The organism is Rathayibacter sp. AY1D9, from assembly GCF_002932395.1.
GTDB lineage: Bacteria > Actinomycetota > Actinomycetes > Actinomycetales > Microbacteriaceae > Rathayibacter.
Map to the genome: position 1 here is coordinate 63,967 of NZ_PSVQ01000001.1, position 20,237 is coordinate 84,203.

The window sequence follows — 20,237 nt, forward strand, 5'->3', positions numbered from 1 at the left end:
GGCGCGTCGGGCAGGCGGATCGTCCCGATCCGACGGATCCACCCCCCGCGCCGCGGCCCGGACGGCGAACGTGGAGGCATGCTCTCCGATCACCTGCTCGACGCCCTCGCCGTCCTCCTCCCGCTGGAGTGCCCCGCCTGCGGAGAGCCGACGAGCCGGGCGCCCTGTCCGGACTGCTCGGCCGACGCGGCCGCCTCGGCCTGCCTGCTGACCCGCGTCGTCGGGCCGCCGGACGATCCGCTCCTCGTCGTCACCGGTGCCCCGTACGAGGGCACGGTGCGCCGCCTCGTCGTCGCGCTGAAGGAGGAGGGCCGCACGGCCTGCCTCGCCCCGCTCGGCGCGCTGTTGCGTCCGGCCCTCGGCGCGGCGCTCGCCGGCAGCCCCGCGATCCTGGTCGTCCCGCCCGGCTCCTGGCTCGGCCGCGTGCGGCGGGGCGCCGATCCCGTCGCGCAGCTGGTCGCCGCGGCGGGAGGGCGGGCGGCGCGTCCTCTCCGGCGGTCGCGGATGGTCCGCGACCAGGTCGGGCTCGGCCGCATCGAGCGGCGCGGCAACCTCGACGGGGCGTTCCGCGCCCGCCGTCCGCTCTCGTCGTGGCCGCCGGTGGTCCTCGTCGACGACGTGGTCACCTCCGGCGCGACCCTGCTCGAGCTCCGGCGCGCCGTGCGTGCGGCCGGCGGGACGGTCCGGGCCGCGGCGGCCCTGGCCGGCACCGCGCAACGAAGAGGGAACGTAGCAGCAGAATCCGGACGAACTCCCGGTGACGATCCGGTGGCCGGGGTCTACGGTGGGGGCACGGCGTGAACGGTCCGCCCCGGAGAAAGGCGGCACGCCGTACTCGACTGGGAGGTTGTCATGGACATCGACATCACAGGACGCAACATCGACATCACCGATCGCTTCCGCGCGTACGCGACGGAGAAGTCGGACAAGGTGGCGCACCTCGCCGATCGTGCTCTCGCACTCGAGATCAAGGCGAGCAGGCACGCCGAGGGCAAGGGCTCGGCCGGCGGCGACCGCGTGGAGCTGACGCTGATCGGCAAGGGGCCCGTGGTCCGGGCCGAGGCGAGCGGAGCCGACAAGTACGCGGCGTTCGACGTCGCCATCGGCCGGCTGCTCGAACGGGTGAGACGCGCCAAGGACCGGAAGAAGGTCCATCGGGGCCAGCATCGGCCGACCTCGCTCCGCGACGCGGCCGCCGACGACTTCAGCGTCGTCGCCATCCAGCCTGCCGACGCGGCGGTGCTGGAGCAGCTGAGCACGGGCGTCATCCCCGTGCAGGAGGCGCCGGAGCCGGTGGAGGACGAGGTCGAGGAGCCGTACTGCCCCGTCGTCATCCGCAAGAAGGTCTTCGCCTCCGTCTCGATGACCGTCGACGACGCCGTCGACTACATGGAGCTGGTCGGACACGACTTCTACCTCTTCATCGACTCCGACACGAACCGCCCGAGCGTGGTCTACCGCCGCAAGGGCTGGGACTACGGCGTGATCGGCCTCGGCGACGAGGCCGACGAGCTCGCCGAGCAGGCCGCCGGCTGAGATCCGACCCCGGGCCCAGGCAGGGAGTCCGCCCAGGGCGGACGCGTCGCCCCGACCGCTCGCCGCCCGCCCCGGCTAGGCTGGTCGCGGTCCGCGCTTCGGCGCGCGACTCCTGTCTTCTACTTTTTTGGAGTACCCCGTGGCCTCTGTCCTCGAAAAGGTCCTTCGCGTCGGGGAGGGGCGGGTCATCCGCCGCCTCGAGAACTACGCGAAGGCCGTCAACGCCCTCGAAGAGGACTTCACGCACCTCAGCGACGAGGAGCTGAAGAACGAGACCGTCGAGCTGCGCGAGCGCTACTCGAACGGCGAGTCCCTCGACGACCTGCTGCCGGAGGCGTTCGCCGCCGTCCGCGAGGCCTCGCGCCGGACGCTCGGCCTCCGCCACTTCGACGTGCAGCTCATGGGCGGCGCCGCCCTGCACCTGGGCAACATCGCCGAGATGAAGACCGGAGAGGGCAAGACGCTCGTCGCGACCCTCCCGGCCTACCTCAACGCGATCGCCAGCCGCGGCGTGCACATCGTCACGGTCAACGACTTCCTCGCGTCGTACCAGTCCGAGCTGATGGGGCGCGTGTTCCGCGCCCTCGGCATGACGACCGGAGTGATCCTCTCGGGCCAGACCCCGGAGCAGCGCCGTGAGCAGTACTCGGCCGACATCACCTACGGCACGAACAACGAGTTCGGCTTCGACTACCTCCGCGACAACATGGCGTGGCAGGCGCAGGACATGGTCCAGCGCGGCCACTTCTACGCCATCGTCGACGAGGTCGACTCGATCCTCATCGACGAGGCCCGCACCCCGCTGATCATCTCCGGGCCGGCCTCGGGCGAGGCGAATCGCTGGTTCGCGGAGTTCGCCAACCTCGCCAAGCGCCTCGACGAGGGCGAGGACTTCGAGGTCGACGAGAAGAAGCGCACCGTCGGCGTCCTCGAGCCCGGCATCGAGAAGGTCGAGGACTACCTCGGCATCGACAACCTCTACGAGTCGGCGAACACCCCGCTGATCTCGTTCCTCAACAACGCCATCAAGGCGCGCGCGCTGTTCAAGAAGGACAAGGACTACGTCGTGCTGAACGGCGAGGTCCTGATCGTCGACGAGCACACCGGCCGCATCCTGGCCGGACGCCGCTACAACGAGGGCATCCACCAGGCCATCGAGGCGAAGGAGGGCGTGCAGGTCAAGGCCGAGAACCAGACACTGGCCACCGTCACGCTCCAGAACTACTTCCGCCTCTACGCGAAGCTCTCCGGCATGACCGGAACGGCCGAGACCGAGGCCGCCGAGTTCATGTCGACCTACAAGCTCGGCGTCGTCCCGATCCCGACGAACCGCAAGATGCAGCGGATCGACAACGCCGACCTCGTCTACAAGAACGAGCAGGTCAAGTTCGCCCAGGTCGTCGAGGACATCGCGGAGCGCCACGCGGCCGGGCAGCCGGTCCTCGTCGGCACGACCAGCGTCGAGAAGAGCGAGTACCTCTCGCGCCTGCTCGCCAAGAAGGGCGTGCGCCACGAGGTCCTGAACGCCAAGAACCACGCGCGGGAGGCGGCCATCGTCGCCCAGGCCGGCCGCCTCGGCGCCGTCACCGTCGCGACCAACATGGCCGGTCGAGGCACCGACATCATGCTCGGTGGCAACGCCGAGTTCCTCGCGGTCTCCGAGATGACGGCCAAGGGCCTGAACCCCTCCGAGACTCCGGAGGAGTACGAGGCCGCGTGGGACGAGGTCTTCGCCGCCGTCAAGGAGAAGGTGGGCGAGGAGGCCGAGAAGGTCCAGGCCGCCGGCGGCCTCTACGTGCTCGGCACCGAGCGCCACGAGTCGCGCCGCATCGACAACCAGCTCCGCGGACGCTCGGGGCGCCAGGGCGACCCGGGGGAGAGCCGCTTCTACCTCTCGCTCACCGACGACCTCATGCGCCTGTTCAACTCCGGCGCCGCCGAGGCGCTCATGGGCCGCGGCAACGTCCCGGACGACATCGCCATCGAGTCGAAGGTCGTCTCGCGCGCCATCCGCAGCGCCCAGTCGCAGGTCGAGGCCCGCAACGCCGAGATCCGCAAGAACGTCCTCAAGTACGACGACGTCCTCAACCGCCAGCGCGAGGCGATCTACTCGGACCGCCGCCACATCCTCGAGGGCGACGACCTGCACGAGCGCACCCAGAAGTTCCTCGTCGACGTGATCGACGAGATCCTCGAGGTGCACACCGGCGACGGCAACGGCGACGACTGGGACTTCGACGCCCTCTGGACCGAGCTGAAGACGCTGTACCCGATCAGCCTCACCATCGACGAGGTGGTGCAGGAGGCGGGCAGCCGCGGCCGCATCAACAAGGAGTTCATGCGCCGCGAGATCCTCTCGGACGCGCAGCTCGCCTACCAGCGCCGCGAGGAGCAGCTGGGCTCTCCCGCCATGCGCGAGCTCGAGCGCCGTGTCGTGCTCTCGGTGATCGACCGCCGCTGGCGCGACCACCTCTACGAGATGGACTACCTCAAGGACGGCATCGGCCTGCGCGCGATGGCCCAGCGCGACCCGCTGGTCGAGTACCAGCGCGAGGGCTTCGCCCTGTTCCAGCAGATGATGGGGCAGATCCGCGAGGAGACCGTCGGCTTCCTCTTCAACCTCGAGGTCGAGGTGACCCAGAAGCAGGGCGAGGTCGCCGGAGTCGCGGCCAAGGGCCTCACTCAGCCGGTCGCTCCGGCCGAGAAGCTCAGCTACTCGGCCCCGAGCGACACCGGCGGCGTCGAGGTCCGCGACCAGCGCGGACAGGTGCAGCAGGCGGCCACCGCGAAGGCCCGCGCCGAGGAGGCCCGCAAGGCGCTTCCCGAGGGCGAGGCGGAGGAGACTCCGACGACCGGCGCCTTCGGCCAGAAGCCGGGCGGCTCGGACGCCCCCGCCAACCGCGAGGAGCGGCGCGCGCAGTCCAAGCGCCGCTGAGTCCTCCCCGGACGACGCCGACGGCCCCGGTCCCGCAGCAGCGGGTGTCCGGGGCCGTCGGCGTTCCTGCGGAGGCTCGGAGCCCGCCTCGCCCGCCGTCAGGACTCGCCGCGCGCGAGGGCCGAGACGAAGCCGCCGGCGAAGGTGTCGCCGAGGCCGATCGTCGTCGGCCGGTCCGTCTCGAGGACGAGCCCGGGGACGCAGCAGGCCTCGAGCGCCGACTCCACCGCTGCGCACACCGCTTGCGAGCCGGGCTGGGGAGGGAGTCCGCCGATGTGGTCGTAGTCGGCGGCGGTGAAGCCGTCCCTGAGGAGGTCGCGGAGCTCGATCGCGCGGATCATCTCGTCACCGCCGCCCCCGGAGCTCGAGGAGGCCCTGCGCGACAGGGGAGTGGAGATCGTGCTCCCGGCCGGTGCGGCCGTCCGGGAGCGCTGACCCGCTCCTCACAGCACGTTGATCGCGGTGGCACGCCAGCGCGCGTCCGTGCCCTCGAGCCGGATCGCGACGGCCCGGCTCCGTGCGCGGTGATGCACCAGGACCACTCCCTCGACGACGCCGTCCCGCGGCTCCGTGACGATCACCCGTCCGACCGTGAACGGGACGCGCTGCGCCGTCCGCTTCCGCAGGCTGCGGGCGCGGGCCGCGAGCACGACCCGCTTCTGCAGGTGGTGGTAGACCTCGTCGCTCAGCCACCGCGCGATCTGGTCGATCTCGCGCGAGCCCTCCAGGATCTCGATCACGAGGTGCGTGAGCCGGGCGAGCAGGGGCTCCGGGTCGGGCAGCTCCGCGCGGGTCGCAGGCTGCGGGGCGAAGAACTCCGCGATGGTGAGCCGCTCCACGGCCGCCTCGGGGTCGAGGGGGAGGGTGCGGTAGTCGAAGGCGTGGAGGGGAAGGCTCATGCGGCGATCTCCTGGGGCAGGACGAGCTGTTCACGGGTCCGGGTCACCTCTCTGCTCGACGGGCGGGGCGCGCTGGGTCGGCACGCGAGGACGACCTCATCGAAGCAGTCGAGGGATGCTCATGGAGTGCAGAGGCGCAGACTGTGGATAATCGTCGGCCGTCCCGAGCTGTGGACAGCGAGCCCGGCGTGCACCGCCCGGCCGCGCCCTAGGCTTGTCGGGTGTCGACCCTCAGTGACCTCGTCCTCTCCCACGGCCGATCCGACGAAGCGGACGTCGAATGGCTGCACCTGCTCGTCGGCGACCTGCAGCTGCTCGCCGACCTGGCCTTCGCCGACATCGTGCTCTGGGTGCCCACGGCCGACGACAGCTTCGTCGCCGTCGCCCACGCGCGCCCCAGCAGCGCGGCGACGCTCTTCTACCGCGACTTCGTCGGGCAGAGGATCAAGTCGGAGTGGCGCGCCCAGGTCGTCGAGGCGTTCGAGACCGCGCGGATCGTCGACACCTCCGCCCCGGACTGGTTCGAGGAGACGCCCACCCGCGTGCGCGCGGTGCCCGTCCTGCGCCGCCTGGGGGCCTCCGACGGCGGCACGACGGACCGCCCCATCGCGGTCGTCACGCGCCACACCAACCTCAGCGAGACGCGCACGCCGAGCCGGCAGGAGCTGACGTTCAACGACTGCGCGAACGACCTCTTCTCGATGATCGCCTCGGGCGACTTCCCGGACCTGGGCGCGCCGACCGGTCCTCGTCGCGGGGCGCCGCGCGCGTCCGACGGACTGATCCGCCTGGACGTCGACGGCGTCACCACGTTCGCGAGCCCCAACGCCCTCTCGGCGTTCAACCGCATCGGCTTCGCCGACGAGCTCGAGGGGGAGTCGCTCGCCGAGGTCACCACGAAGCTGATCGCGGGGAAGGTCGTCATCGACGAGTCGCTCCCGCTGGTCGTGACCGGCCGGGCGCCGTGGCGCACCGACATCGAGGCCCGCGGAGTGACGGTGTCGCTGCGCGCGATCCCGATCCGCGACCGCGGCGAGCGGGTCGGCGCCGTCGTCCTGTGCCGCGACGTGACGGAGCTGCGCCACCAGGAGCGGGAGCTCATCACCAAGGACGCGACGATCCGCGAGATCCACCACCGCGTGAAGAACAACCTGCAGACCGTGGCCTCGCTGCTGCGGATCCAGGCCAGGCGCACCCACTCCGACCTCGCCCGGGAGGCGCTCACGCAGGCGATGCGCCGCGTCGCCGCCATCGCGGTCGTGCACGACACGCTCTCGGAAGGGCTGAACCAGAACGTCGACTTCGACGCGGTCTTCGACCGGGTGCTGCTGCTGATCGCCGAGGTCGCCTCGACCCACAACACCACGGTGCACCCGAAGCTGACGGGGAGCTTCGGCAACCTGCCCAGCGAGTACGCGACTCCGCTCGCGCTCGCCCTGACCGAGCTGGTCACCAACGCCGTCGAGCACGGCCTGGCCGGACGGGAGGGCGACGTGGAGATCGTCGCCTCGCGCAGCGACGACGAGCTCACGGTGAAGGTGCGCGACACGGGCGTCGGGCTGCCGGAGGGCAAGGTCGGATCGGGCCTGGGCACGCAGATCGTGCGCACGCTCATCCAGGGCGAGCTCGGCGGCACCATCGACTGGCACACGCTGGTCGGGCGCGGCACCGAGGTCACCATCGAGGTGCCGCTGCGGTGGCTGGAGCGCGCCCGCTCCTGAGCCCGGAGACGACGCGACCCCCGCTGCCGAGAGGCGACGGGGGTCGGGATCGTTCGTGCCGCCGAGCGGCTCGTGCGCCTAGGAGGCGCGGCGTGCGCGGGCGGCGCGGCGCTTCAGGGCGCGACGCTCGTCCTCGCTGAGGCCGCCCCACACGCCCGAGTCCTGGCCGGTCTCGAGGGCGTACTGGAGGCAGACCTCGGTGACGGTGCAGCGTGCGCACACCGACTTCGCCTTCTCGATCTGGTCCACGGCCGGGCCGGTGTTGCCGACCGGGAAGAAAAGCTCGGGGTCTGCGGTGAGGCAAGCGGCCTTGTCGCGCCAGTCCATGCGGGTGCTCCTTGTGTGAAGGCGTGCGTGGAGGAACCACGCAGTGTTCGGGTGGGATGATCGATCCACGCCGACGATCCCGACCAGTACTCGACCTCCGCGCCCTCACCGGCGCACGCCACGAGGCCCCGTGCTGGAGCGCGGGGTGGATCGGGGTGGTGGACGGGAGAACGCTCGGTTCTTGCCGGTGCACTCGACGCGATGCGTGAGCACTGCGTCGGCCACCCGGCTCCAGTGCTGGTCATCCGGTTCGCCCCCTTGCCTGACGGCGCGGCGGGATCGGATGTTCACATCGGCGGAAACCCACGACCCTGTGAGCGGTGAAACGAACTGGACTAGCCTGTCACGGGGATGAGCCCGAATCAAGAGTCCTGGATGGGATGTGCCTGTGACCGCTGACGCGAACGGGTCCCGCGGACCCCGCCCGACCGCCTCCCGGCCGCTCGGTCTGGTGGTGCTGATCGCGGTCCTGGCCCTCGAGACGCTCGCCGTCGCCGGGGTCGCGGCGTGGCTCGTGCTCGAGCTGCTGACGACCCGGGCCGACACGGTCGGCGGAGGGATCGCCATCGTCGTCCTCGCGCTGATCGCCGTGTGCTGGGCCGCCGCGACGACGCTCGGCGCCGTGCGACGGCGAGGCTGGATGCGCGCGTCGGCGCTGACGATCCAGCTGGTGATGATGGCCGTGGCGCTCGGCGCCTTCCAGGGCCAGTACGCCGTGCCCGACATCGGCTGGGCGCTGCTGGCGCCGGCCGCGGTGGCCGTCGTCGCGCTGTTCCTCCCGAGCGTGGTCGCCGCCACTCGTCGCGATCCGGCCGTGTAGCCGGACGGCTGGCGCGCCGCCGCTCGCGGGTGCGACGCTGGAGGGACCCCCTCCTCGACACGGAAGCGACGCGCATGGACTCCACCCGACTCGGCTCCAGCGGCCTGCAGATCTCCTCGATCGTCCTCGGCTGCATGAGCTTCGGCGCTCCCGACCGCGGTGCCCACGGCTGGAGCATGGGCGAGGAGGAGTCGCGGACCTTCCTCCGGCGGGCGCTGGAGCTCGGCGTCACCACGTTCGACACGGCGGACGTCTACTCCGACGGCACGAGCGAGGAGTTCGTCGGCCGGGCGCTCGCGGACTTCGCGGTCCGCGAGGAGGTCGTGATCGCCACGAAGGTCCACGGGCGGATGCGCCCCGGCCCCAACGGCGGCGGCCTCTCGCGGCGGCACATCCTCAGCGCGATCGACGACAGCCTCCGGCGTCTCGGCACGGACTACGTCGACCTCTACCAGATCCACCGCTGGGACCCCGAGACGCCGATCGAGGAGACGATGGAGACGCTCCACGACGTCGTCCGCTCGGGCAGGGCGCGCTACATCGGCGCCTCGAGCATGTGGGCGTGGCAGTTCGCGAAGGCGCAGTACACCGCGGATCTGGGCGGCTGGACGCGGTTCGTCTCGATGCAGGACCAGTACAACCTGATCCAGCGCGAGGACGAGCGCGAGCTGCACCCCTTCTGCGTCGACCAGGGAGTCGGCGTGATCCCGTGGTCGCCGCTCGCCCGGGGCCGGCTCACCCGCGACTGGGACGAGACCACGGCGCGCACCGAGACCGACGTCTTCGGCGGCACCCTCTACCGCCAGCAGGAGGAGGCCGACCGGCGGACCGTCGCGACCGTCGCACGCATCGCCGAGCAGCGCGGCGTGCCCCGTGCGCAGGTGGCGCTCGCCTGGGTGCGGCAGCAGGAGGCGATCACCGCTCCGATCGTCGGAGCCACGAAGCTCCACCACCTCGACGACGCGGTCGCGTCGCTGGACGTGGAGCTGGCCGCCGACGAGCTGGAGGCGCTGGGCGCCGACTACGCACCGCGCGCCAACGAGGGGTTCTGATCCGGCCGATGCGCCACCGCTGATCCGCCCGAGCGGTCTCCGCTACGCTTCCTCTCGAAGATGACGGAAGCTCGGAGCGGGAGGCGGCATGGCGAGGAGTGCCGGGGATGCGCTGGGGGCGCGCTACCGCCTGCTCGAGCGGATCGGCTCGGGTGCCGCGGGCGAGGTGTGGCGCGTCGCCGACGCGCAGGGGCCGGACCGCGCGGCGAAGCTCCTCCGCGGTGAGCACGTGCACGACGCGGGCCTGGTCGAGCGGTTCGTCCGTGAGAGGTCGGTGCTCACCCGTCTGCGGCACCCGCACGTCGTGGAGGTGCTCGACCTCGTCGTGGAGGGGGAGACGCTCGGGATCGTGATGGAGCTCGTCGGCGGCGGATCGCTGCGGGAGCTGCTGCGGGACGAGGGCACCCTCCCGGCGGTCGATGCGCTGCCCGTGGCGGCCTCGATCCTCGACGCTCTCGCCGCCGCGCATGCGATCGGCACGGTCCACCGGGACGTGAAGCCCGACAACGTCCTGCTCGCGGAGGGTGCGGACGATGCGGGCTCCGCCGTCCGCGTCTCCGACTTCGGCATCGCTCACGTGGTCGCCGAGGGGCCGCGCGCGACGACGGGTGTCATCGGGACGCCGGAGTACCTCTCGCCCGAGATGCTCGCCACCGGAGCAGCCGGCCCGCCGAGCGACGTCTACTCGACGGGGATCCTGCTCTACGAGCTGCTGTGCGGCCGGAGCCCGTTCGCCGGCCCCGGCGCCGACGTCGCGGTCGCCTACCGGCACGTCGCGATGCTCCCGCCGCCGCTGGATCTGCCGCCGCGGCTCGCGTCGCTCCTGGACCGGATGCTCGCGAAGGATCCGGCGTCGCGGCCGACGGCTGCGGAGGCGGCGGGGATCCTGCGACGCCTCTCCCCGGCGCTGGCCGGGCTGCCGGCGCTGCCGCTCGCGGCGGGCGCGGCGGAGTTCGAGGAGGCCGAGCGCCCGGGCACGGTCCTCCGCGGGATGGCGGCGGAGATGTCGTCGGAGCCGGTGGAGGAGGGGCCCGCTCCCGAGCTCGGCCCGTCGTCGCAGGCGACCGTGCTCCGCCCGGTGCCGCGCCGCGAGCTGCGCCTGGTGGAACGGCTGTTCGAGGCTCCAGCTCGGCGGGGGCGCGGCGGACGTCTGCGGATGATCCTCGCCGCCCTCGGCGCCGGCGTCCTGCTCATCGGGGCGGTGCTCCTCGCCGTCCAGCCGCGCGGCGGCGGAGCACGGGCCTCGGCGCCGGATGCCGACCTGTCGGCCCGGCAGCAGGACCGGCCGCTGCCGACGGGCCTCGGAGTGACGCGATCGGCCACCTGGGACGCGGAGCGACGGGCCGTGGTCGTCGAGATCTCCTACTCCGCCCAGAGCGCGCCCCTCTCGGGGTCCTTCCTCGAGGTGCTGCCGGGCCCGGACGCCGCGGCGGCGTGCCCCGCGGCCAGCTGGTCCGGAGTGACGGCGGTGCGCAACCGGCCGAGCGTCACCGGAGTCGGGGTCGGCTGCGGTTGGAGCCTGACGGACCTGCACGTCCCGGCGCAGGGGATCGTCGACGTCACGGCGACCGTGCCGATCGCGGTGGCCGAGCAGAGCGCCCTGGACGGGTGGCTCGCGGCGGCCGCATCAGCGACGGCACAGGCGGTGGCCGACCCTGCGGTCACCGGGACGGCGTATCCCGTGCAGCGGCTGCGGGATGTGCGGATCGAGACTCCCGCGCGGACGGTCGGCCGGACCCCGCTGCCGGTGACGCTGGTGCCGGTCTGGCCGAGCGGGGCGGACCCCGTGAATCCCCTGCTGGCGACGCCGTCGTCCGCGCCGGCGAGCAGCATGCTCGACGCGATCGCGGGCGGAGTGGAGGGCGTGCGGTTCAGCGACGGCTGCAGCGGCGCGGTCGCCGTGTCGTCCGACGGGCTGACGGTGACCGCCCTCACGGTGACTCCGTCCTGCGAGCTGCGCGCCCGAGTGGGCGCGTTCTCGGACCTCTCGAGCAGTCCCTTCGCGATCACCACTCGCGAGTGAGTCGACCTCCCGCGCCAGTGTCGAGCCGTCGACGCCACGCGAGCCGTTTGTGCTGTCTTGCCTTCTACCATGACGAGACATCCTCATGAAACGACGGTGGAGTGGGGAGCGGGCGGGACGGTCCCGTCCGCAGGGGTAGAAAGGTGTGATCCATGTCACGTGTTCTCTCGACCGACGAGGCGAAGTCCGCGATCCAGCAGATCCAGTCGATCGTCAACGGCGGCCTCGCCGATCAGATCAGCCGGCTCGACGCACAGGGGCGGACACTGTCCGATCCGAACGTCTGGGACGGTCCGCTGGCCTCGCAGTTCCGCTCGTCGACCTGGCCGGAGACGAAGTCGGCCCTCGAGAAGGCCAAGCAGGAGCTCGAGGAGCTGCGCAGCCAGCTGGCGACGATCTCGCAGAACATCTTCGCCGCCGGCGGAGGGAGCTGACCGGCCGTCCCGCCCCTGCGTGCTCCGGCGAGCGGGGGCGGGACGTGCTCGTCGTCTCCGCGCTCCTTCCTCCGCGCACCTCCATCGGTGCGTCTCGGAGTGATCGGAGCGCTCTCGAGGAGGACGCGCCGATCGACTCGGTGGCGGAGGCGCGATCACCCGCCCGAGGGCGCTGATCAGCCGCCGTCCGCCGGCGTCGGCGAGACCGACTGCACGAAGTGGATCTCGCCGTCGAGGCTGACGAAGCCCCGGCCCACCGTGGGCGGGACGGGGAAGCGCCGCGGGATCTGCGCGCCGAGGAGAGTGCCGTCGTTGTCGACGTCGGGCTGGAGCAGCAGCACGGAGCGGGAGGCCGCCGCCTTCTTCGTCCAGTTCCCGAAATGGCTGCGGAGCTCGCTCGACCGGCCGGCCAGCACGACGCAGAGTCCCGGGCGACCCGACGAGACCAGCCTCATCAGCGCCTGGTCGGTGTCGTCCCAGCGCTCGGCGTCGTCAAGGAGGAGCAGCACGGGGCCCTCCTCCGTCGACAGCGACGCGAGGAGGGTGCGGAGCTCCTCCGCGCCCACAGCGAGTCGGTCGAGGTCGGCGCCCCTCAGCGGGGAGCGTCGATCGCACACTCCCCAGACGGCGACCGAGCCGGCGGCCCGCGCCGCCTCGGCCAGGGCGAGCAGCACGGTCGACTTGCCCGATCGGGCGGGTCCGGCGATGACGACGTGCTCGCCCTCGAAGACCTGGAACGCCAGCGGGGCGAGGTCCGACTCGCCGAGGCCGATCGGGAGCAGCCACGGCTCGCGATCGAAGCGGGCCTCGATCCCGAGCGCGCTCACGGCGACCCTGTCAGGAAGCGTGCCGACCGTGCTCGTCCTGCCGCGCGCATCCGGCCAGGCGGCCGCGAGCTCGGCGATCGCGTCGTCGAGACCGGCCCTCGGAGTCGCGACCTGCGTCTGCAGGAGCGACGAGGTGAGAACGCAGCGCCCCGGCACCGCTGCCGGCGCCTGCACCGGCTTCACCCCGGCGGCGGCGTAGTCCTGCGGGTCGGCGAGGCGGAACAGCCACTTCTGCGTCGTGACCTCCTCCATCACCGAGGGGATCGCCCTCGCCCGGGTGCTCGTCACCGCGAAGTGCAGGCCGAGCTCCGGTCCGTCGGCGTAGGCGCGGGTGAACGCCTCCATCAGAGCCAGGCCCTCCCAGTCCTGGAACTCGTCCTTCAGAGTGGCGAGACCGTCGACGAGCACCAGCGCACGACGGTGGCCCCCGGGCGATGCTCGGCGCCGGCGCACCTCGTCGCGCAGGTGACGGAGGAACCGGGTCTGCTTCTCGTGGGATCCGCCACCTGCGCCGACGTAGGAGACGGTGTGCGGGAGTCGCGCAAGCGGGGCGGAGTCGCGGGAACCGGCAGCGAGGACGTAGAGGTCGAGCTCGTCCGGGGGGAAGTGGCGGGCGGCCGTCAGCGCGATCGACGCGAGCGCCGTGCTGGTGCCGCTGCCGGGGATGCCGATGAGGAGCAGGTTCCCCTCGCCCAGATCCCAGCCGGTCGGCGTCCGGCGCTGCCGGTCGGGGTCGTCCGAGAGTGCGACGTGCAGGACGTCGCCGACGACGCGACCGAGGTCGGACTCCTCCGCACCGAACCCGCTGAGGGCCACGGTGTCCTCGAGCGGCTCCGGCCAGATCGGGCGGGGAGGGCCGAAGCCCGAAGCGGCGTCCGCCTCGACCACCGCGTCGATCAGGAGGTCGAGATCGGTCGGGGCCGTCTCGTCGGCGGCGACAGGGGAGGGGCCCTCGACGGGGACGCCCGTGGGTCCGACCGGGCGGACCTCGATCGCCTCGACGGCCGCCGCCTCCGCTCGACCGGTGACCAGCGCCGTCTGGACGGGCGAGATGTCGTTCTGGCCACGCTTCACATACGCCCGGCCGGTCTGGGAGCGGGAGATCCCGGCCGCGCTCGCGACTCCGATCACGTCGGCGGAGTCGTCCCGGCTCTGCACCCGGAGGGCGACGCGGAGGTTGGTGTTGGCGAGGATGTCGTCGTTCACCACTCCGGCCGGACGCTGGGTGGCGAGGATCATGTGCACGCCGAGCGTCCGGCCGACCGCGGCGACGCTCACGAGGGACGTCAGGACGTCGGGATGCTCTTTCGCGAGAACGGCGAACTCGTCGACGACGAGCAGGAGCCGCGGCATCGGCTCCGGCGGCGAGGTGGCCCAGTAAGCGTCGAGGTCGTCGACACCCTCGCCGGCGGCGGCGAAGAGCCGCTGACGACGCCGCATCTCGGCCTCGAGCGAGCGCAGCGCGCGGTCGGCGAGCTGGGCGTCGAGGTTGCTGATGGTGCCGATCGTGTGCGGGAGCCGCTCGCAGGACGCGAACGCTGCACCCCCCTTGAAGTCGATGAGCACGAAGGTGAGGCGCGTCGGATCGTTCCAGGCCGCGAGGCCGGCCACGAAGGAGCGCAGGAACTCGCTCTTGCCCGAGCCCGTGGTGCCGCCGACCAGGCCGTGCGGGCCGTCGGCGACGAGATCGAGCACGAGCGGACCGTGCTCGGACGAGCCGACGGGCGCGCGCACGCCCCGGGCGCTCGACCACCACCCCCGGACGTCCGCGGCGGTCGGACGATCGGCGCCCAGGAGCGGCGGCAGCCGCACGAGCGCGGGGAGAGCCGCCCCCGCGGTGACGAGCTCCGGGTCCTCGAAGCGCGCCAGGTCGCGCGCACAGCGCTCGACCGTGGAGGAGGCGAGACCGGCGAGCACCACGTCCTCGACGGTGATCCGCTCGTCGGGCCGGGAGAGGACCGCTGAGGCGTCAGCTCCGACCCGGACGACGACCGTGCAGGAGGCGGGGAGCTGCTCCTCCGACGCCGCGAGGACGAGGCCGGAGATCCGGGTCGCCGCCTCGCGCTCGCCGCGGCCGAGTCCGAGGAGTTCGCGCGCCGGAGCGGCGCGTCCCTCGGTCAGCACGTCGGAGTCGAGCACCAGGAGCACGCGCGGCGAGTCCTCGTCGCGGAGGGCGCGGAGGAGCTCGGAGCTGCGGTCGCGCCGGTCGGAGAGGCGGCGTCCGCCCCCGGCCAGACGCGTGTGGGGGAGCCAGGAGGCCCAGCTCCAGTCGGAGTCGCGTCGCCGGTCGCAGAACACCCCTATCGCCAGGTCGGCCGGACCGCAGTGGACCGCCGCCTGGCAGAGCAGGCTCCTCGCCAGAGCGAGGCCGCCCTCGCGGTCGCCGACGATCCCGACGACGCCCGAGTCCGCGAGATCGATGGACACCGGCGCGCTCGGGACGACGCTCACCGCGAGGATCGCGCGCACCTCCTCCTCGAGCCGCGGCACTCCGCGCTGATCGAGCGGGGGAGACCACGGGACGTCGCCGACGCCGATGTGCAGGCGGAGCACATCGGCGGAGGTCGCGCGCCGCTGCCACAGCGACGTGGCGGGCAGCGCCGCCCGGCGGATCGTCGTCGCCGGGTCGGGCGCGTCCTCCTCGAGGCGGGCCCGTTCGACACGCGCGGAACGGGCGATGTCGTCGCGGAGCGTCTGCAGCGCCTCGCCGTAGCGCTGCTCCTCGGACCGGGTCGCTCGGGCGTGCCGGTGCCGCTGCTCGAACCACATGCCCACCCCGGCCACGGGGCTGAGCGCGGCGAAGAGGGCGTAGCGCGCATCGCCCATGATGAGGACCATCGCGAAGGCGAGGACGAGCGGCGCGGCGACGGTGATCACGCTGAAGGTCGTGGCGGAGGCGATCTCGAGGCGGGCCGGCGGGACGACCGCCTCGCCGGCCGCCGGACGTCCCGGTCGCGGCGGCCGGTTGAAGGGAACGGTCGCCGTCGCGGTGACGTTGTCCGTGCTCCCCGGCTCGGGCGCGAGGAGCTCGGGAGGCGCGGGGCGCAGTCGGAGAGCCGCCCCACCGGCGATCACGACCACGGCGTCGGAGACGAGGACCCCGTCCCCGGTCGCGGAGACGCCGTCGACCAGGGTGCCGTTGGTGCTGTCGGCGTCGTGCACCCGCAGGCCGTCGCCCTCGCGGGTCACCGAGAAGTGCTCCCAGGAGGCGCTCGCCGTGTCGAGGACGACGTCGGCGTGCGGGGAGCGGCCCACGATCAGCGCGCGGGCCCGCGGGATCTCGACCACGGCTCCCGCGCCGAGACCGCCCGACAGCACGGCCGTCCACCCGCGGGCCGCGGCAGGTCGGGGCAGGGGGGAGCGGGCGATCCGCGTTCCCTCGAGCAGCAGCAGATCGGCCAGCCGGGTCTCCACAGGGTGCAGGACGGTGTCGACGGCGAGGGCCGTCCCGGGCGGGAGGCGGTGCCCGGTTGCGGTGGCGATCAGCTCGCCGAGTGTCGCGGAGTCGTTGTGGCGGCCGAGGTCGATGTCGGAGCGGGTGCCGTCGAGGTCGAGGAGGAGTCGCACCGGGGGCTCACGGTCGGGGCTGTCCGGCGAACCAGAGCAGCGGCGGGTCGGCGGGCCGCAGGCCGAGGCGCTGCGGCGAGGAGTGGAGGGGGAGTGCCGGGGCGTCCAGAGCGTGCGCGGCGCCGAAGTCGAGCGGCGGACCGGCGAGCCCGTCCGCCGGTCCGATCGTGGATCCCCGTAGTGCGGCGGCGACCGCCGAGGGTTCCCTGCTGCCTGCGACGGCCGCGGCTCGCACGAGCGCCACGACGGCGTCGTGGCTGGGGGCGTCCACGACCGCGGCGAGATCGCGGAACGAACGGTCGCCGAGGAGGGTCGCCCGCGCGGCATCGTCGGCGGTCATCCGCACGGCCCCCAGGAACGCGGAGGCCGCGCGTCCGCGCTCGTCGCCGCGGAGGGCGACCGCGTCGCCGGAATCCGTGCCGATCGTCGTCAGATCTCCCGAGAGGGTGCCTCCGGCCGCGGCCAGGGCGGGAGCGAAGGCGGGGCTCAGCGCGTCGGGCGTGAGCAGGATCGGGACGGACGCCCCCGCCGCCTGCAGAGCGGCGACCGCCGTCGCCTGCGCCGCGGCGGGGCCGGACACGACGACGCGCTCGACCGCCAGCTCGCCCTCGAGGTGCGGGCGGGCGGCGGTGATGATCACGTCCGCGGCGGCGCCGGGATCGGCGGTCACCGTCGCGGCGGGCGAGAGACCGGTCGGGGTGCCTCCACCGGTGTCGACGAGGAGTACCCGGGCGCCTCCGCCGGCCTCCTCCACGAGTGCCGCGTCGGCCGAGGCGGTGTCGGGTCCGAGGGACCAGACGCCGTCGCCGGGCAGGTCGGGGCCGCCTCCGTAGGGGAGGACGGCCGCTGTCCCCGCGGCCCGAGCGGCGTCCACGGCTGCAGCGGTGTGGGTGCCGTGGGCCGCGAGGACGAGGCCGGACACGCCCTGCCCCGTCAGCTCCTCGACGGCGGCGCGGGCACCCTCGGGCGTCCCGTGGTCGTCGACGGCGACGAGACCGATCTCGCAGCCGCCCATCGCTGACCGGTGCGCGGCGACGACGGCGCCGTTCGCCGCGTCCTTCCATTCCGCGCCCTCGCCCGGAGCCGAGCTGAGCGAGACCACCACCCCGAGCGTCATCCGCTCGGGCACCCGGGCGCACGAGAAGCCGACAGGCAGAGCGGCGACCTCCGTCATCGGAGCCGACTGCGGCGGCAGGAGGGAGACGAGGGCACCGCTGACGCCGAGGAGGGCGACGGCGCCGCCGATCAGCATCGGGCTCCGTCGGGCGGTGCGGGGGTGCTGCGCCGCGCGCCTGCCCAGGCGGGTCATCGCTCGTCCCCGATCCGGAAGGAGTAGACCGTTCGGGTCCGCGCGCCCTCGGGCAGGTCGAGGTGGAACGCGGGAAGCGCATCCCCGGCCCGGAGGGAGGCCCGCTCCTGGGCCTGCACCAGCAGGATGCCCGAGACGTCCTCGGACCGCACCGCGGCGTAGCCCCGCGCGCTCTGCGAGGCGAGGGCGAGCTGCACGTCGGCGGTGCCGACCTTCGCGGCACTCGTGGTCATCGATCCGAGCAGGCCGGAGCCGCCGACCGTCCGGTCGCCGAGGTCCAGGAGCACCTTGTGCAGATCGGCTGCGAGGAGCGCGGCGGCCGCGTCGGTGTCGCGGGTCGAGGCGTCGATCGTCGTCGCGATGCCGGCCAGGGAGGCGCGCGTCCGCTCAGAGACGGCCCCGCCGATCCGGGCCTCCGCGGTGCGGAGAGCCCGGTGCCCGGCGTCCACCGTCGCTGCACCGTCGGAGTGGATGCCGGAGGAGGCCGTGCGCAGGCTCGAGACCGACCGGTCGAACATCGCGACGACCGCGTCGGCGTCGGCGCCGGAGCGCGTCGAGATCCGCCGCACCTGCTCGTCGAGGAGTGCGGTGACCGCGGATGCGGCTGCCGTGTCCGCCTCGGCGAACGCATTCTGGATCGCCGGTGCGAGAGCGTCCTGCTGGGCACCGAGAGCGTCGATGCGGGTGCCGAGTGCGTCGCGCTGAGCGGTCAGCGCGTCGACGCCGGTGCGGAGGGAGGCGAGCAGGCCGGTGAGGCGCGTGTCGTCCGAGCCGGCCGTCGCGCCGGCCTCGGCCACGCCTCCGCGGACCGTGGCGAGCGCGGCGCGCAGGGCGGCGAGGTCGGCGCTAGCGCCGGTGCTGCCGACGGTGGAGGCGACGGCGGTCCACGCGTGGACCTGGTCGCTCAGCCGGTCGGCCAGGGGGGCCGGATAGCCGTCGGGAGCGTCGAGGCGGCCCGTGCCGGAGCAGGGCGTCTCGGTCAGGTAGGCGCGGAGCTCCTCGACGGAGCCCCGGGTCACCTCCACGGGTGCGCGCGTCGGGCGCCTGGTCGGCGTGGGTGCGGCAGCAGGGGACTGTGTCGCCGGCGACAGCTCGCAGAGCCGATCGGCCAGCTCCTGGTTCTGCGCCGACAGCGACCCCGTGCTGGTCGGCGTGCCGAGCTCGTCCAGGGCGGTCGTGGCGGCGGTGCCGACCGAGGCGACCGTCGTCTCCAGGCCCGCGGTGTCCGCGTCGAGCTCGTCCAGCGTCGCCGACAGGGCGGCGAGTGCCCGGGTGACGGATCCCTCCGGGTCGGCCAGGGTGTCCACCGAGGCCGACGCGGCGTCCACCCTGCTCGCGAGGGCGGCGAACCCGGCCTGCACGCCGTCCATCAGCTCCGGCTGCAGGGAGTCGACGAGGTCCTGCCCGCGATCGAGCATCCCGAGCAGCACGGTGTCGACGGCGGCTCCGGAGGCGGCGAGGGAGCAGGTGGTCGAGGGTGCCGTGCAGGTCTCGGCGGAGGGATGTGCCGGCCCCGCGGCAGCACGGACAGCCGCGACGACCTCGTCGCGGCAGGACTCGGCCGCCGCTCCGTACGCGTCGAGCTCGGCCGTGAGCCGCAGCAGCTCGGAGTGGATCGAGCCGGAGCGGCCGCCGTCGACGGCGAGTCCGCATCCGCTGCCCGAGACCGTCGGCGGCGGCACCGCGGCCGATGTATCGCCCAGCAGGGCGTCCACCGCGTCGATCGCCTCGGACAGCTGCGCCAGCAGGCCGGACTCGGTGCCCGAGACCGTCGACGACAGCTGCGCCCGGAGCGCGCCGAGCTGCCCGGAGAGGCTCTGCATCGAGGCCGCCGTCGAGGCGGCGCCGGCCCGCAGCTCCTCGGCCGTGCGGACACCGAGAGTCTCGGAGGTCGCGTCGAGCGAGGCCCGCACCTCGGCGACGGTGGTGCCGGCCTGCGTCAGCAGGTCGTCCACCGCGGTGACGACCTCGATCGTGCGGCGCTCGAGGGCGAGCGGCGAGGCGTCGGAGGAGTCGAACGCGGCGCCCAGCGCCCCCTCGGTGGTCGGGTCGGTGCTCAGGCCGGGCTGGACCGCCAGGTCGAAGGCGGGGACGGCGAAGTCGGCGACGTCGGCGACGAGGGTCAGCGTCGCCGTCGCGCCACCGCCCGGGGGAGCGAGGAGAGCGGCCCACTGCACGACGGCGTCTCCGTGCTCGTCACGGCTGAGCACGCCGTTGGTGACGGCACCCGACTCGCTCTCGGTGACGACGCGACTCGGCGAGACGCCCGGCAGGACCGCGGAGGCTGCGATCGTCAGCGGAGCGCCGACGAGTGCACTGCGGCGGGCTGCACGACCGGCCGCGTCGAACGCGACCTCCTCGGGCCGGACCGTCAGGTTCTCCACCGCGAGCGAGATCTCGATCCGACCCGAGCGCCCGGCGAGGTCGGCCGGATCGGTGCCCGAGGCGTCGGCGGTGCGCCACGAGGGCCGGACACGGACCGGCAGGTCGGCGGCGACCTCGGGGGGATCGTAGACGGTGGTGGTCGCCGAGGTGTCGGACGGGTCGTCGCCGACGGCGAGGGCCGTCCCCTCGATCGCACGGACACCCCCGTCGGACGAGACGGCGACGGACACCGCCTGCAGCACCCTGGCGGTGGTGAGCGCCGGCTCCGGTGGCGTGCAGCCCGCCAGTACAGCGGCCACGACCGCGATCGCCGCTCCGGCCTTCGTCCTGCGAGCATTCGAGCGCACCCTGACCACCCCTCGTCCCGACGGGGCACCGGGCGGTGCCGCTCACGTCGACATG

14 protein-coding genes are annotated in these 20,237 nt (G+C 73.4%); 8 read left to right on the top strand and 6 right to left on the bottom strand.

Features of this window, described 5'->3' with window-relative positions; genetic code table 11:
• Nucleotides 1-78 precede the first annotated feature (78 nt).
• The 3 genes from C5C50_RS00280 (at nucleotide 79) to secA (ending at nucleotide 4,471) form a co-directional block, all read left to right on the top strand.
• Nucleotides 79-801, top strand: a complete 723-nt coding sequence (locus C5C50_RS00280) for a ComF family protein (RefSeq protein ID WP_104260487.1) — start codon at nucleotides 79-81, stop codon at nucleotides 799-801.
• Nucleotides 802-852: 51 nt separating this feature from the next.
• The gene (gene hpf, locus C5C50_RS00285; protein WP_104224131.1) at nucleotides 853-1,536 is read left to right on the top strand and encodes a ribosome hibernation-promoting factor, HPF/YfiA family; all 684 of its coding nucleotides are present in this window, start codon (nucleotides 853-855) and stop codon (nucleotides 1,534-1,536) included.
• Nucleotides 1,537-1,675: 139 nt separating this feature from the next.
• Nucleotides 1,676-4,471, top strand: coding sequence for a preprotein translocase subunit SecA (gene secA / locus C5C50_RS00290; RefSeq protein ID WP_104260486.1), 2,796 nt, complete (start codon nucleotides 1,676-1,678; stop codon nucleotides 4,469-4,471).
• Between the two features lie 98 nt (nucleotides 4,472-4,569).
• On the opposite strand, the gene C5C50_RS00295 is transcribed toward secA, so the two are convergent.
• Nucleotides 4,570-4,812, bottom strand: coding sequence for a hypothetical protein (locus tag C5C50_RS00295; protein ID WP_104246660.1), 243 nt, complete (start codon nucleotides 4,810-4,812; stop codon nucleotides 4,570-4,572).
• 102 nt (nucleotides 4,813-4,914) lie between these two features.
• A complete protein-coding gene (locus C5C50_RS00300; RefSeq protein WP_219812134.1) occupies nucleotides 4,915-5,370 on the bottom strand; it encodes an Rv3235 family protein in 456 nt (151 codons plus the stop codon).
• Nucleotides 5,371-5,591: 221 nt separating this feature from the next.
• Here C5C50_RS00300 and C5C50_RS00305 point away from each other — a divergent pair, with 221 nt between their 5' ends.
• Nucleotides 5,592-7,091 (top strand): sensor histidine kinase, encoded by a 1,500-nt coding sequence (locus C5C50_RS00305; RefSeq protein WP_104224128.1) that lies wholly within the window; start codon nucleotides 5,592-5,594, stop codon nucleotides 7,089-7,091.
• Between the two features lie 78 nt (nucleotides 7,092-7,169).
• Here the strand turns inward: C5C50_RS00305 and C5C50_RS00310 are convergent, their stop codons facing one another.
• Nucleotides 7,170-7,418, bottom strand: a complete 249-nt coding sequence (locus C5C50_RS00310; protein ID WP_055788231.1) for a WhiB family transcriptional regulator — start codon at nucleotides 7,416-7,418, stop codon at nucleotides 7,170-7,172.
• 388 nt (nucleotides 7,419-7,806) lie between these two features.
• Between C5C50_RS00310 and C5C50_RS00315 the strand changes: the two genes are divergently transcribed.
• The 4 genes from C5C50_RS00315 (at nucleotide 7,807) to C5C50_RS00330 (ending at nucleotide 11,747) form a co-directional block, all read left to right on the top strand.
• Nucleotides 7,807-8,238 carry a hypothetical protein gene (locus tag C5C50_RS00315; protein WP_104246659.1) on the top strand — a complete coding sequence of 144 codons (432 nt, stop codon included), beginning with the start codon at nucleotides 7,807-7,809 and terminating at the stop codon, nucleotides 8,236-8,238.
• A 74-nt stretch (nucleotides 8,239-8,312) separates the two neighbouring features.
• Nucleotides 8,313-9,290 (top strand): aldo/keto reductase, encoded by a 978-nt coding sequence (locus C5C50_RS00320; protein WP_104246658.1) that lies wholly within the window; start codon nucleotides 8,313-8,315, stop codon nucleotides 9,288-9,290.
• An 88-nt stretch (nucleotides 9,291-9,378) separates the two neighbouring features.
• Nucleotides 9,379-11,313 (top strand): serine/threonine-protein kinase, encoded by a 1,935-nt coding sequence (locus C5C50_RS00325; protein WP_104272589.1) that lies wholly within the window; start codon nucleotides 9,379-9,381, stop codon nucleotides 11,311-11,313.
• A 152-nt stretch (nucleotides 11,314-11,465) separates the two neighbouring features.
• On the top strand, nucleotides 11,466-11,747 hold the full coding sequence (locus tag C5C50_RS00330) for a pyrophosphorylase (RefSeq protein ID WP_104224124.1): 282 nt from the start codon (nucleotides 11,466-11,468) through the stop codon (nucleotides 11,745-11,747).
• Between the two features lie 176 nt (nucleotides 11,748-11,923).
• Here the strand turns inward: C5C50_RS00330 and C5C50_RS00335 are convergent, their stop codons facing one another.
• Genes C5C50_RS00335 through C5C50_RS00345 form a run of 3 tightly spaced genes read right to left on the bottom strand, consistent with a single transcriptional unit; the run spans nucleotide 11,924 to nucleotide 20,182 of the window.
• Entirely contained in the window at nucleotides 11,924-16,141 is a 4,218-nt protein-coding gene (locus C5C50_RS00335) for an FtsK/SpoIIIE domain-containing protein (protein WP_104272590.1), read from the bottom strand.
• 7 nt (nucleotides 16,142-16,148) lie between these two features.
• Nucleotides 16,149-17,450 carry an ABC transporter substrate-binding protein gene (locus C5C50_RS00340; RefSeq protein WP_146085831.1) on the bottom strand — a complete coding sequence of 434 codons (1,302 nt, stop codon included), beginning with the start codon at nucleotides 17,448-17,450 and terminating at the stop codon, nucleotides 16,149-16,151.
• Entirely contained in the window at nucleotides 17,447-20,182 is a 2,736-nt protein-coding gene (locus tag C5C50_RS00345) for a hypothetical protein (protein WP_146085832.1), read from the bottom strand. Before C5C50_RS00345 ends, C5C50_RS00340 begins: the two co-directional genes overlap by 4 nt.
• Between the last annotated feature and the right edge of the window lie 55 nt (nucleotides 20,183-20,237).

What these genes read in the sequence shown, in the direction of transcription:
- C5C50_RS00320 (WP_104246658.1), top strand. Translation starts at nt 8,313, where the DNA reads ATGGACTCCACCCGACTCGGCTCCAGCGGCCTGCAGATCTCCTCGATC.
- C5C50_RS00280 (WP_104260487.1), top strand. Translation starts at nt 79, where the DNA reads ATGCTCTCCGATCACCTGCTCGACGCCCTCGCCGTCCTCCTCCCGCTG.
- C5C50_RS00310 (WP_055788231.1), bottom strand. Translation starts at nt 7,418, where the DNA reads ATGGACTGGCGCGACAAGGCCGCTTGCCTCACCGCAGACCCCGAGCTT.
- C5C50_RS00300 (WP_219812134.1), bottom strand. Translation starts at nt 5,370, where the DNA reads ATGAGCCTTCCCCTCCACGCCTTCGACTACCGCACCCTCCCCCTCGAC.
- C5C50_RS00340 (WP_146085831.1), bottom strand. Translation starts at nt 17,450, where the DNA reads ATGACCCGCCTGGGCAGGCGCGCGGCGCAGCACCCCCGCACCGCCCGA.
- C5C50_RS00295 (WP_104246660.1), bottom strand. Translation starts at nt 4,812, where the DNA reads ATGATCCGCGCGATCGAGCTCCGCGACCTCCTCAGGGACGGCTTCACC.
- C5C50_RS00330 (WP_104224124.1), top strand. Translation starts at nt 11,466, where the DNA reads ATGTCACGTGTTCTCTCGACCGACGAGGCGAAGTCCGCGATCCAGCAG.
- hpf (WP_104224131.1), top strand. Translation starts at nt 853, where the DNA reads ATGGACATCGACATCACAGGACGCAACATCGACATCACCGATCGCTTC.
- C5C50_RS00325 (WP_104272589.1), top strand. Translation starts at nt 9,379, where the DNA reads ATGGCGAGGAGTGCCGGGGATGCGCTGGGGGCGCGCTACCGCCTGCTC.